This window comes from Paenibacillus shunpengii (assembly GCF_042684905.1).
GTDB lineage: Bacteria > Bacillota > Bacilli > Paenibacillales > Paenibacillaceae > Paenibacillus > Paenibacillus shunpengii.
The window spans coordinates 101,101-114,929 of the sequence record NZ_JBHUMJ010000002.1; the positions used below are offsets into that span (position 1 = coordinate 101,101).

7 protein-coding genes are annotated in these 13,829 nt (G+C 46.5%); 4 read left to right on the forward strand and 3 right to left on the reverse strand.

Annotated elements, in window-relative coordinates; all coding sequences use genetic code 11:
- The first annotated feature begins 59 nt into the window (after positions 1-59).
- From ACFSVM_RS00490 to ACFSVM_RS00500, 3 genes are all read left to right on the forward strand, one after another.
- On the forward strand, positions 60-812 hold the full coding sequence (locus ACFSVM_RS00490) for a superoxide dismutase family protein (RefSeq protein ID WP_090726538.1): 753 nt from the start codon (positions 60-62) through the stop codon (positions 810-812).
- A gap of 152 nt (positions 813-964) precedes the next feature.
- Positions 965-1,708: an SDR family NAD(P)-dependent oxidoreductase gene (locus tag ACFSVM_RS00495; RefSeq protein WP_379262813.1), complete on the forward strand. Its 744-nt coding sequence runs from the start codon at positions 965-967 to the stop codon at positions 1,706-1,708.
- Between the two features lie 215 nt (positions 1,709-1,923).
- Positions 1,924-2,505, forward strand: coding sequence for an LOG family protein (locus ACFSVM_RS00500; protein WP_076312409.1), 582 nt, complete (start codon positions 1,924-1,926; stop codon positions 2,503-2,505).
- Positions 2,506-2,589: 84 nt separating this feature from the next.
- On the opposite strand, the gene ACFSVM_RS00505 is transcribed toward ACFSVM_RS00500, so the two are convergent.
- The 3 genes from ACFSVM_RS00505 to ACFSVM_RS00515 form a co-directional block, all read right to left on the reverse strand.
- Positions 2,590-3,339, reverse strand: a complete 750-nt coding sequence (locus ACFSVM_RS00505) for a GNAT family N-acetyltransferase (protein WP_379259810.1) — start codon at positions 3,337-3,339, stop codon at positions 2,590-2,592.
- 171 nt (positions 3,340-3,510) lie between these two features.
- Positions 3,511-3,780, reverse strand: coding sequence for a hypothetical protein (locus ACFSVM_RS00510; RefSeq protein WP_090726541.1), 270 nt, complete (start codon positions 3,778-3,780; stop codon positions 3,511-3,513).
- 223 nt (positions 3,781-4,003) lie between these two features.
- Entirely contained in the window at positions 4,004-5,617 is a 1,614-nt protein-coding gene (locus ACFSVM_RS00515) for a helix-turn-helix domain-containing protein (RefSeq protein ID WP_379259813.1), read from the reverse strand.
- Positions 5,618-5,889: 272 nt separating this feature from the next.
- On the opposite strand from ACFSVM_RS00515, the gene ACFSVM_RS00520 reads away from it, so the two are divergent.
- The gene (locus tag ACFSVM_RS00520; RefSeq protein WP_379259815.1) at positions 5,890-13,806 is read left to right on the forward strand and encodes a lamin tail domain-containing protein; all 7,917 of its coding nucleotides are present in this window, start codon (positions 5,890-5,892) and stop codon (positions 13,804-13,806) included.
- Positions 13,807-13,829: the final 23 nt, after the last annotated feature.

The window sequence follows — 13,829 nt, forward strand, 5'->3', positions numbered from 1 at the left end:
TTAATAACTGGAAAATAAGGGTAAGGGGTGGTGAGACTACAGGGACAGGAGGCGCTGAAATGAAAAAAAGAAAGTACGAAACCAAGCATATGGCAGGGGCATTTCTAGCCGGAGCTGTATTGTTTTCGGGATTTTCTCTGGCCGCAGCAAGTCCAGATCTTACCTTGGACAGCCTGAAGCAGTCGGCAGCGAAGCTAAGTGTATACGTTAATGGAGAGGACAAATCCTCTGCAAATGGAGAGTACGATAATGCAGGAACAGCTGCACCGGAGTACATCCTTCATAACGACACAACCTATGTACCCGTTCGGATGGTATCTGAGCTTGTCAATCAGCCAGTATATTGGGACGAGGAGTCTCATTCGATATCATTAGGCGTGCCAGCCGTTCCGTTATTTAATGCGGAGGGAGAAGAGGCAGGCTTTGCCACATTAGAGCAGACGGATGAGGGAGTCATCGTAAATGTGACCGCAACAGGGCTTACGCCAGGAAAGCATGGATTCCATGTACATGAGAATCCCGTACAGGGAACAGATTTTGAGACGGCAGGCGGACATTTTAACCCAACAGACAAGCATCATGGCCTGGAGCATCCAGAAGGAAGTCATGTTGGAGATATGCACAATCTTGAAGTAGGACAGGATGGTATGGTAGAAGCAGAGATGCTGCTGCCGGAGGCTACGCTTGAAAAAGAGGATGCCCATTCTGTACTCGGACGCTCCCTCATTATTCATGCAGGAGAAGATGATCACATGACTGATCCGTCAGGGGATTCCGGCGGGCGTGTACTTGGCGGAAACATTCCGGAATAATATCTCCTGGGATGTTAATTTTCCAAGAGTTAAGGCAACAATAATAAAGATGAGCCATGAAGATTTCGCGCCTCGTTCTCCTAATGGAAGCAGGCGCTTTGTTGTATGGATCGGAAAAGCATCATATTCTAGTATGGAATGGAGAGACAATGATGAAGCTGAAGGATAAAGCAGCGATTATTACAGGTGGTGCGAGTGGAATTGGTGAAGCGACCGTGCGTCTTTTTGTAGAAGAAGGTGCGAAAGTGGTCATCGCAGACTTCTCGGAGCGAGGCGGGGAATTGTCTGCTGAATTGAATGCGAGTGGGTATGATACGCTCTTCGTGAAGACGGATGTAACGAAGGAAGAAGACATTCAGAACATGATCAACCAAACGGTGGAGAAGTATGGCAGGCTGGATATTATGTATGCCAACGCCGGTGTGGCAGACGATGCGCCTGCTCATGAGCTGTCTTACGAGAAATGGAAGCGTACCATTGATATTAACTTATCAGGCGTCTTCTTATCCGATAAATATGCAATTGAGCAGTTTCTTAAACAAGGCGGGGGTGGAGCGATCGTGAACGCAGGATCTATTCACAGCTTTGTGTCTCTACCTAATCCAACAGCCTATTCTTCTGCCAAAGGCGGAGTTAAGCTGTTAACTCAAAATTTATGTACCGCATATGCCAAGGAGGGTATTCGCATTAATGCTGTATGTCCCGGATACATTGAAACTCCTCTGCTAAAAGAAGTGGATGCGAAGACGAAACAATATTTGGCCTCACTTCATCCGCAGGGCAGACTTGGAAGACCGGAAGAGGTTGCCAAGGCTGTATTGTTCCTGGCTAGTGAAGACGCCAGCTTCGTTAATGGTACGACCCTTCTTGTGGACGGAGGATATACAGCGCATTAATTTGATATCGCAAAATAATAAAAACCTAGAGTACACCTCCTAAGAGAGAGCTCTAGGTTTTTGGCATGGTTTTTCAGACGCAAATGGTGATCGTGCATGGATTGGGGATCGCGGGTATGATAAAATTTTAAGGAAATGTTTGCTGAGCTAGAAGCACATGAAGAGAAGCTTCAAGCTCGTTACGTAACTTAATAATAGGAATGGAGAGTGGGGTAATGAAATCAATCGCTGTATTCTGCGGCTCCAGTGAAGGAAGCTCTTCGATATACAAAGAAAGTGCTGCACAGCTGGGTAAGGTGTTGGCCGAGCAACAGATCACTCTGATTTACGGCGGTTCTAATGTAGGTCTGATGGGAGCCGTTGCTGATGCGGTCTTGGAACATGGCGGACGGGTAATTGGTGTACTGCCTCATTTTCTGCAAGCTCGTGAAATTGCACATAAGGGATTAACCGAGCTCATTATGGTAGATTCCATGCATGAGCGTAAAGCCAAGATGGCTGAATTGGCGGACGGATTTATTGCTCTTCCGGGTGGACCCGGAACGATGGAGGAATATTTTGAAATATTTACTTGGGGACAGCTTGGTTTACACCAAAAGCCATGCGGGTTGCTGAATATCAATGGATATTTCAATTCGCTGGTATCTATGTTTGATGTGATGGAGCGTGAGCAATTCATGCAGCCGAAATATCGCTCGATGGTTCTTACTGACCATACCCCGGAAGGTATTCTCCAGCAGTTCGCAGCCTACAGGGCTCCGTCAGTTAAGACTTACCTTACGGAAGAACGGACTTAGTCTTTATAGTCAGACCACTACGAATATGAAATATGTAAGGCATGGATCGATGCTCCTTTTCGGTTCATGCCTTTTAGTCTTCAGTCAGGATGGGATCAAAGCTTTTACCCGGTACCAATACTTATAATTCTCCGTATAACCGATCTTAGAATAAAGTCTCAGTGCAGGTGCATTGTTCGCAACAACTGCCAAATAGCTGAACCGGGCTCCATGCTCCTTACCCCAACTCAGAAGATTTAATATCATCTGTTCACCGAAGCCGCGATTGCGATATCTGGCATCCGTCACAATATCATACAGCCCGATATATTCTCTCTCCACCACGCCAAGTCCGCAGGCAACCACTTGTTCATCGTCATATAAGGATATGAATCCTGTTCGGGTTTTAATGTTGGATAACATGCGTTCCATGGTGATCCGATCTGCTGCCTTTACCTGATTCAGCTTATAGTAATTGTTTAACCATTCATCGTGGGGACGTTCATAGATTTGGACTGAAGTTAGCCGAGGCTTACGGATATGCGCCAGATCTACGGTTTGAACACTTGTTGCATCAACCACGGAATAACCGGCTTGATCTAATGCGGAATCCAGATCCTCAGGATGAATAAAGGGTGTGATTTTAAAAACAGCAGGGAGACCATTAGCTGAATATATCTTCTCGCATTCTGTGATTTTGTGGAGTGTTTCACCCGTTGAATGATATAGGGGATGAATGGAGTTTGCCCGCTTCGTGAAGCCGTTCGCAAAGCGCAGCAGCCAGCCGTCGTAGAGAAGGGTGGATAAGGACGGCCAATGATTCAGAGAGAGCTCTTCAATATATTTATTATTCATGTCCTAATCCTTTCATGTGTATAATGAATTATTATAATTAATAGTGTATAAATATACAATGAGGTATAAAGAAATGAAATATAGAATCAAGCATGACATAACAAAACAGCCCAAACTCCAATGCAGGAATATGGGCCGTAGTGAAGTCCGTTCTTCACTTAGGGGATAGGATTATCCTTGAAAGTTAATGAACTCTTTATTTATCGCTTGAGCATCTTTGAATCCGATTTTATATGCGGTCTTCATTACACGGGTGTTGCTCTGCAAGAAGAGATCCTCTAGTAATCCGATGCTGTTGTCCAATTGATCGGGGGTTTGATTTTTAATCGCTTCCAAATTCTCGCGGAAGAGCATATAAAGGTTATTGTGTTCCTTCTCGCAGATCTCTACCATATCCTGTGATCTTTTTTCAAAAGCATCCTTCATCATTTGTTCTACCATCGCTAAGCCCTCCAGTTGATGTCCATTATTCTAAGTTCGTTATTGCTTAGGGGTTCTTCATCGGTTTTTCATATAAATCAGAAATTAACATTCTCGTATACATCATACCTTCTCAGAGTCGAGAATTTTGTCGCCTTATGTCGAATTAGGCTTAGGTAATATTTTCATAAACGATCCCACTTCAGATTACCTTATCTTGCCTTTATTAAGTTATGAATTTGCTTCAAATGCTTTTATGAATATATATAATCTCTTGTTTGCGGTATTGTCCAGGTGTCATGCCGGTTTCTTTCTTGAACATTCGATTGAAGGAAGAGAAATTGACATATCCCACCTGAGCGGCAATCCGGTTGATCGTCATGTCGGTCGTTATTAACAGCTCCTGTGCTTTTTCCACTCGGACACGATGCAGATGCTCGCTGAAGGTACTGCCGGTTTTTTCTTTGATATAGGTTGATAAATAAGTACTCGACATATTGAGCAGATCAGACAGATAGTTAAGTGACAGGTCCTGGTGATACTTCTGCTGAATAATATCAAGCACATATACGGCAAGCGTGTCTTTAATTTCAACCGTTGGTTCGCCCAGCTCGTCTACCTTATCTGAGGCTTGAACAGGAACCGTTGAATGCTGCTCTGACAGAATTAGATCGGTTGACGGGCCTTCGACCGTTTCGGTGATCAACTGAATCAACCGAACCAACGGAGATCTGGAGGCATGCTCAATCCGGTGCAGGGTCTGCTCGTAGATCTCGCTGAGCTGGAACGGTTCAGGATACAGCTCACTGACACCGATTTGCAGTTTCCCGTCATGACGCAGCTCTTGCTCCCATGCAGGAATTTGTTTTTCTAGATTGGCAATGAGGACATCCCGATCTATGTTATAGAATATCGAGATAATGTGCATCGGTTCGATCTGAAACGTATGGGTAGAAGGACCGCATGCTTCGGCGAATTGGCGCATCGTAAGGATCAAATGGTGCACGGTATCGCTGTATGAAGCATTACATATTCGGTCTCTGTCATTTGGTTCTGCCTCTATATCCGTGAGGACGTTATACACAACCATAATAGTGCTGCTGGTAGAGGGATGGACTCCGGCTCTTTCCAAATCAGGATTTAGCTGCTTGATTTCATTGATATGATCTAAGGTGATGATGGAAGGCATGATCTTGGCTTTCCATTTCATATAATGGTCGCGTTCTTCTAGCAGGCGGGTCACTTCAAGTGCAGCAGAATGGAGTTGAAGCCGGGAATCCCTGTTCATTGGCATATGAATAGCTACTGCTTGTCCGATCGCTTTGATCGGATTACGAATTTGAGTATAGAACAGGAACAGCCCTGAGATGCATACAGCGAGTAAAAAGTACAAAATGGCTAAGATCACATTGAAAAAGAGGGATAAACCTTGTATTGCCTTATTACCAACGGTACTTATCCATTTCAATCCATTTATTGTGTCCGTATAAAAATAGTATTGGTTATTCATTTGGGCTATATTTTGGCCAGGCTGGAATGTAGGGATAGACAGGGAGAGTGCTGCATTGTCTGAACGGTACAGTTCCTTTCCATCTGCAGCGAGCACGATCAGGTGATCAGGAAGAAATCCATGACGGGCTGCTTCTGTAAGTTGATGAGAAGGGTCTATATGTGTCGATGAAGATAGCGAGGCACTTATCCGTTCGGCGGTATGCTCCAGCTGGAATAAGTGTTCTTTGATCGATTCATTAGTCGTTGCTCTATTCAGCAGGGAGGTGGTTAACAGGTGCAGGATAGCAATAAGTGCAAATATCGTCGCCATGGTCATTATGGATTTGCCGTCCCACCTCATTCTCATCTCAAAGAACCTCCCCCGAAAACAAGCTGTATCTTACAAAATACTAATAGAGAATTGTTTCATATATGTGTATGAAATGTAATGGGAATGTTAAGAAATTTATTGTCGATATTTCAGAATTTGTGCATTTTTTTCTTTTCATGCTTTTTCGCGGTAAACAGCTAAAAAAATGCATAGGTTCCAATCAAATGTTTATTGTCGTACTCCTTCCTCTTCGGATACCCTTTAAAAGGTTCATCATTATACAATTATGAGGAGATGAAGATGAGGGAATGTTTAGTTTGAACCAAATGAAGCGATGGACAGCCGTATGTATGACAGCCGTATTGGTTGTGACAGGCACGGCTGGAGGAGTGGTCCCATGGCTTGGCGTACAGTCAGCATATGCTGAAGTCCTTGCTGAGACTCCTGCCGAAGCACCAGCCGAGACCCCTGCTGATGCTCCAGCTGAAGCACCTGCCGAGACTCCTGCCGAAGCACCTGCTGAGACTCCAGTTGAAGCTCCAACTGAAGCTCCTGGTGCAGCACCGGTGGTTATTTATGAGCAGCAAGCGGAGTCAACAGTACCTATGGACATGTCGGTTACATTGTCTGTATATAGTGAAACTGCGATTACTACAGGGACACTATACTATAAGGATAGCAATGATGAAACATTCGAAGCTGCGCCCATGAACATCGGCGATCCCGCTCAGGGATCCACGGAATTATCCGGCATGATTCCCGAGTCCGTCATGCACGATGCCGAAATGGTGAATTATTACTTTGAGGTAACAAGCGAGAACGGAACAACTCGGAGTCCAGCTGAAGACGGGGCGGTATATGATCTTTTGATTGAGCAGCCACCTGCAGAAGAGACGCCGAGTCTTCTGATTACGGAGATTGTATTTAATGCTCCGGGCTCTGGAGAGGTATCCGAATATATTGAAGTTTACAATAACAGTCCACAGCGCATTAATTTATCCGACTATTATGTGCATTACGAGAATCATGATGGAAGCACAGTTCGGGATTGGACGCTTCCAGACCAGGAAGTAGGAGCCTGGGGGACAGTAGTCTTGCTTGGCAAGAACAGCAGTCTATCCCAAGTGAACAGTGATTACGGTGTTTCACTGGCCGAGCATCAGATTGCAGTCATGACCCAGCCTAGCGGCAACCTGGTGAACACAGGTACGTACACCGCATCTATTAAGACGGTTGCAGATAACGAGACCTTATCATCGGTTCGTTACAACGATGCAGCAGTGAACAGCTCGGAGAACGGTGACGATCAGGATAAAACGAGCGTGGTTTATAAATTTAACACGAACAGCGCCATGATGGAAAAATGGTTTAGCTTCGGCATCCCTACCCCAGGAACACTGCTGGATGGTCAAGTGCCGGATCCATCAGCTGAGAATCCGTCTCTGCTTCCGGTGATCAGCCATCAATCTGCCGGCACGGTGCCTCTGCAGGATGTTGTGGTCACCTCTACCGTACACAGCCCATCCCCTCTGGAATCGGCTACGCTGTATTTCAAAGACAGCTCAGCGACAACTTATACAGCTGTTGAAATGTCTGTAGAAACAGGTGAAGCAGGGAATTACAGCCTCTCAGGAACGATTGGACTTATCTCTATTGGCTATTCAGGCAGCATCGATTATTACATAACGGCCCGGAATGAAGAAGGGCTGAGCCGCACAGAGATATATGGACTTACTGTTGACCGAGAAATTCCGGAGCTGCTGATCACTGAGATTGTGTTTAACGCTCCGAATGATGAATACTCGGAATATATTGAAGTTTACAATAACAGCTCCGAGACGATTAATTTATCAGATTATTACGTATCTTACGAGAACTACAATGGTACAACCGCATATAACTGGACGTTGGGCGATCAGGAGCTGCAGCCATGGGAAACAGTTGTTCTGCTCAGAAAAGACAGCAGCCTTGCGCTCGTCAACAGCGAATATGGAGTATCCCTTACCCAGGATCAAATTCTGATCATGAATCAACCCTCAGGCAACCTAGTTAATACAGGAACTTATACTGCTTCCATCAAAAAGAGCAGTGATAACCAGGTTGTATCATCTGCAAGATATAACGATATTGTCATTGGACCGAAGGATGTGACGGATAGCGGAGACAAAACCAGCGTCGTCTATAAATATCCGGCGAGCGGTGCTCTGATGGACAAGCTGGTAACCAAGCAGATCCCTACACCGGGAAGTATTCGGGAAGGACAAGTTCCTCTACCACAGGTAGAGGACCCTGAACAGCTGCCTCAAATCAGCTACGAGCCATCGGTGACGACCACGAATCCTCAGGACGTATCCATTGAAGCTGAGGTGACAAGTGATACGGCTGTGATTGCTGCCAAGCTGTATTACAAGGCCGACTACGAGACCTTGTACAGCAGTGTGGAGATGACCATTACAGAGGGCGCCGAAGGGAATTATTCCGTAGCAGGTGTTATTCCGGCTAAGGCGATGGCAAGCACACAGCAAATTCAATATTATTTCACGATTCAGAATGAATATGGTACTTCACGGAGTCCGTCTGTGGCAGACGAAATCTATGAGCTTCAGGTCGAGCTTGATGGAGAGCCTCCATATTTACTGATTACGGAAATGGTGTTCAACGGACCGAATATTAACGGTGCCGATGTCCCTGCATGGGAATATATTGAACTGTACAATAACAGTGATCAGGTCATTTCTCTGCAGGATTACTACATTGATTACACAGATCTAAGCGGTGTTACCCAATATACTTGGCAGTTCACTGACAACGTTCAGATGGAGCCAGGCAGAGCACTGGTGCTGCGGATGGAGCCGACAGATGCGAACGGCACGGTGGACAAATTCAACGCTGCTTACAAGCTGACAGGCGATCAGCAGATTGAGGAAGCGGATCTCGTTAATCTCAGAGGGGACAGCAGCCTTGCGAATACATCCTCAAGAATTGTTAACGTTGTAACCAAATCAGGACATAAGGTTGTATCCGCGGCTTATAACGACAATGCAACTCCAGATAATCCAGCGCCTGATAATTTGACGGATACCTCTGTTACGTATTTACCGAATTATGTAAGCGAGGATATGGTTAAATGGGGCGTTAAAGTAACGCCGACACCAGGCTATGTACTGGATGAACAGAAGCCTTCAACAACGGTTACACTCCCGGATGATTATCTGCCTCCAGTCATTGAACACACTCGCGGGGCAGGAAGTATCGGGATGCACGACTATACAATCTCCGCTCAGATCACGGATAATGCCGTCGTATCAGAAGCGCAGCTCTATTATAAGACAGATGTGATGTCAGACTTCACTTCTGTGGCGATGACTCAGCAAACAGGAAATTCATACGAAGCTGTTGTTCCGGAAGAAGTACTGACAGGCGCAAGCCGACTATACTATTATTTCGAAGCAACGGACGGAGTTCATACTACAGTGAAAAAGGATGTGAAGAATGAGCCCTTTGAAATCAAAGTGCTCGAGTCCATATCCTCTGTAGTTCCAGAGCTGCTTATTACAGAGCTCGTGCCGGACAGTACGGGAAACGACATGTATGAGTACATTGAGGTGTACAACAATTCGACCCAAACGGTGAATCTCAAAGATTATCAGATTGTTTATGGCTATTATCATGGCGGAACGGACGCTTGGGATCTGCCGCATAACCTGGAGCTTCCGGCTGGAGAAACGGCAGTCATCTGGGTGCAGTCTGATCTGAGCAAGGACGAGCCGGTGAGCAGCTTTAACAGCCACTGGGGTGTCAACCTGCCGGAGGATCGGGTCATGTCGATCTACTCCATCGGTATGAACAATACGAATGAAGGGCGGATCATTCTTGCCGAGGATTCGCATTATGCAGTCGACCATGCCCGTAATCCGATCGTACAAGCCTGGTTCAGCGTCGGTATCGATGAGGTAGAGAATGACGGTACGAGTGTCGTATATGAATATCCTAAGGACGGTTCTACCAAAATGGTGAAGCGTTCTGCACGCATGACAGCTACACCAGGCCAGCTTATTGAGGCACAGGTACCTGAACAGCTTGTCGAAGTGCCGGATGATACGAACCAGCCGGTCATTATTCATGAAGAACAAGTAGAAGATACGCTTTTTGGCTCGCAGACATTTGAAGCAACGGTGACAGATGATGAAATGGCAAAACGGGTATCCTTGTTCTTCAAACGGGATATGGATACGGATTATACTGAAGTCAATATGAAGCGCACAGCGGAAGGCTCGGATGTATTCATGTCCGCTGAAGTGAACAAGGCACTTCTGCTTGGGGCAGCGCATGTTGATTATTACTTTGAAGCAACGGATGGGCAGAATATCGTCCAATCTGACAACTACAGCCTCGGTTTTGTGAATCATGGACCTTTGTGGATTGATTTTGCAAATGTCGAATTTTTAAGTGGAACAGCTGTTGTTCAGGGCAATACGGAAGCTGCGGGCGAGACGTTGACCCTCTCGGTCGATGGAAATGAGCTCAGCACTAGTCCGGCGATGCATACAGCGCCAACACTAACCTATCGGGTTGACGATATAAACAGCGGCTTCCAGAATGGTTTATTCATCAATGATGAGCTGGTTACGCTGTTGCCAGTGAGTACTTACTATCAGCAAAAGTACGTTGATATTCCGAAGCACGTTCTGCAGCCAGGAGAAAATACGATTAAAATTACGGCCGGAACGAAAGATGACCCGCTGGAGTTCGGTACCTCGAACAACAACGATGACTATCGAATTGAAGGAGTGGAGCTGCTGCTGCCAGACGGTACTTCAGCCGATTGGACCTCAGCACGTGCCAAGACATTAAATGCAGACAGCTTTACCGATATTGATCCGGCTGACCGCCACAAGATTGGTGATAGCGGCGGATATGTCGAATATATCGAGATTACATTTAACATACCGGCAGATGTATTCCACAGCATCTACGCGGAGGTAGACACAACAGCATTAACTGATGGAGATCATCTATTTACATTGTCTTCGGGTTCGGGTAACTCAGCTGAGGTAACCGCTGTTGTTGACAATACCGCGCCTGTATTTGAGAGCTTCTCTATTGAGGACGGCAAGCTGTACACTGGTGAATTTGAGCTAAATGCGAATATTGTGGATGCTGTATCAGGTGTAGCTTCGGTAACAGCTGCTCTTGACGGCTCAGCGATAGAGCTGCCATCTGTCATCCATGCTTCAGAACTTACAGTAGGAGAGCATATCTTCGAAGTTGTGGCAACGGATGCAGCAGGAAATACGGTGACGCGTAAAGGTGTGTTTACTACGGATGAAACGGCACCGAACGCTCCTGAGGATCCGACTCCAGCAGATGGTGCAGCAGGTGTGAGCCGTGATGCAGTGCTCAGCGTAACTGCAAGTGATCCGAATGGAGATGCAGTGGATGTTTCCTTTGGTCAAGGCTATCGTTATGATTTCAACGAGCAGTCGGATATTGAAGCCTATTCCAATGCCGTTGACCGTGAGCCGCCAATTGAGCTGAATCCAGAAGGTGAGGAAGTATTTACAGCGGAAGCAGAAGCACTTGTCTCGAAGCAGGACGGGGAATATTACGTCACAGATGCGAGCGGCCTGTTCCCTTATCAGCGCTATGAATTCAAGCTGGACGAAGATGCAAGTGGAATTGAATCCGTTGAAGTCGTGTGGCAGGGGCACTCGGTTGAAGGCCGTCAGGTGACCATGTATACGTGGAACTATAACACGGGCAAATGGGAAGCTGCAGCGAGAGGCGTAGGTGCTGAAGACTTCGAACTGAGAGCTGCCGTAAACGCTGCGGACATGGTAAGAGACGAGAAGATTCAAGTGCTTATTCAGGATTTGATTGTAGCTGAAGATGCCTCCGCTTCCGAAGATCCGGACGGGGATGGCAAATTCACCTTTGCTTTCTCTACAGATACGCAGTACTATGCAGATTCCTATCCGGATATTTTCCGGTCACAGATGCAGTACATCGCTGATATGAAGGAAGAAATGGATATTCGCTATCTCATTCATACCGGGGATATTGTTGACGACTGGTATCGACCGGACGAATGGGCGATAGCCGATGAGAGCTTTAAGATTATTGAAGAAGCCGGTCTTCCATATGGTGTCGTTGCAGGGAATCATGATGTTAACTTCAATGCTGCCGATTATACGGAGTACTGGAAATATTTTGGACGTGATCGGTTTGAGAATCAGCCGACTTACGGAGACGATTTGAACAACAACCGTGACCACTATGATCTTGTATCTGCCAACGGTCAGGATTTCATCATTTTGTATCTGGGCTGGAGCATCCAGGAGGATACAGTGGAGTGGGCAAATGAAGTATTGAAGAAATACCCGGATCGTTACGCTATTATCGGAACGCATGAATACATCTCTCCATCCGGGGCCTACTCTGGTCAAGGTCAAATGATCTGGGATGAAATTGTAGCGAAGAATCCGAATGTAAAAATGGTCCTTTGCGGTCATATTCATGGCGTAGGCTATAACGTCAAGCATTTGGAAGACGGCCGCGTTGTCGTAGAGATGCTGGCAGATTATCAATCCGGACCGATGGGCGGTTTAGGATACATGCGCTTCCTGGAATTTGATCCAGCGGAAGAACAAATTCATGTGAAGACCTATTCATCTTATCTCGATGACTGGAATTATTTTGAGGACGGTTCCGACGATTTCTACATTCCTTTTGAGACACAGGATCCTCTCAAGCGGGTAGCAACGGATTATATCGGAGTGAATCTCTATAGTACAAACGAGATCGGGGCACAGCAAGCCGTCGAAAGTGGAAGCAGGGCGAGCACGACCTGGTCTTCACTTGACGCAAATCAGGATTATTTCTGGTATGCCAAAGCAACGGATCCATCCGGCAGCTCAACACTCTCGCCTATCTGGAAATTCTCCACGGGAACCGGTGGTAACGGAAATGGTAACGGAAATGGTAATGGTAACGGAAATGGTAACGGAAATGGTAACGGAAATGGTAATGGTAACGGAAATGGTAACGGAAATGGTAACGGTAACGGAAATAGCAATGGTAATGGTAAGGGTAATAATATCAACGGCTCTGGTGATGGTACATCGACAGACAGAGGGTGGACCGAAATTACGCCGGAAGATATCTCAGCAGATGGTGACAGTGTAAGCCTGAGAGCAGAGGATGATACGACAGGCTTGATCTTCACCTCAGCAGCGCTTACCCGTATTGGAAACCGCAGCTTGACGATTACGCTTGCAGACGGGGCCGTGATCACCTTGAGTGCAGAAGAACGAACGGCATTGGCTGCTGAGCTTGGTGCGAATGAACAACTGTATGTTTCTACAGAATCAGCTTCGGAAGAAGCTGTCGACGGAGCAGTCCGAGATTACAGCAGAGAACAAAAAGCAAGCTTTAAGGTGGTCGGCAATCCAGCTAAGGTGGAGATTGGCAAACGCGGTGTGAATGGCGCAGCGGAGCCGCTGGATGCTTCGGTAACGATTAAGCTTACGGCCGATAACGTGAAGAATACTGCTCTGGCCGGTATTTATCAGATTGCGGCAGACGGTACAGTAACATGGGTTGGCGGAAGTTATGCAGACGGAAGCTATACGGCATCAGTAGAAGAGGCGGGTACGTATGTCGTACTGGAATTTAACAAGCTCTATACGGACGTAACCGAGGGGCATTGGGCTCACCCTTATGTACAACTGCTCAGCTTCCAAGGTATCGCGAACGGCATTAACGACACTACATTTGGCGCTGCAAAATCGACGACAAGAGCCGAATTCGTAACGCTGCTGGCAAGAGCATTTGGTCTTACAGCATCCACAGGCGTCGATACTTTCAGCGATGTTAAGGCTGGAAGCTGGTATGCAGAAGCTGTACAAGCAGCTTATGAGGCAGGCATTGTTTATGGCACAAGTGCAGACCAATTTGAACCAGGCAAGTCGATAAGCCGGGAAGAAATGGTTGTCATGATTGTGCGTGCCCTGGAGCATATGAGCGGCAAGGAGCTCGAGACCGGAAACGGAACGGCCTATACCGATGACAATCAGATCAGCGATTGGGCCAAGGGAGCAGTCAAGAAAGCAACGGCATTGGGATTCATTGCAGGTAAAGGAAACAACAGCTTTGATCCTAAAGGCATGGCATTGCGTTCTGAGACAGCGAAGGTTCTCGCTCTGATGCTGGAGCAAATGCAATAACACGGTTAGGGAGAAGGCCTGCA

Coding starts and splice junctions, on each gene's coding strand:
- ACFSVM_RS00515 (WP_379259813.1), bottom strand. CDS start 5,617: ATGAGAATGAGGTGGGACGGCAAATCCATAATGACCATGGCGACGATA.
- ACFSVM_RS00490 (WP_090726538.1), top strand. CDS start 60: ATGAAAAAAAGAAAGTACGAAACCAAGCATATGGCAGGGGCATTTCTA.
- ACFSVM_RS00520 (WP_379259815.1), top strand. CDS start 5,890: ATGTTTAGTTTGAACCAAATGAAGCGATGGACAGCCGTATGTATGACA.
- ACFSVM_RS00510 (WP_090726541.1), bottom strand. CDS start 3,780: ATGGTAGAACAAATGATGAAGGATGCTTTTGAAAAAAGATCACAGGAT.
- ACFSVM_RS00505 (WP_379259810.1), bottom strand. CDS start 3,339: ATGAATAATAAATATATTGAAGAGCTCTCTCTGAATCATTGGCCGTCC.
- ACFSVM_RS00495 (WP_379262813.1), top strand. CDS start 965: ATGAAGCTGAAGGATAAAGCAGCGATTATTACAGGTGGTGCGAGTGGA.
- ACFSVM_RS00500 (WP_076312409.1), top strand. CDS start 1,924: ATGAAATCAATCGCTGTATTCTGCGGCTCCAGTGAAGGAAGCTCTTCG.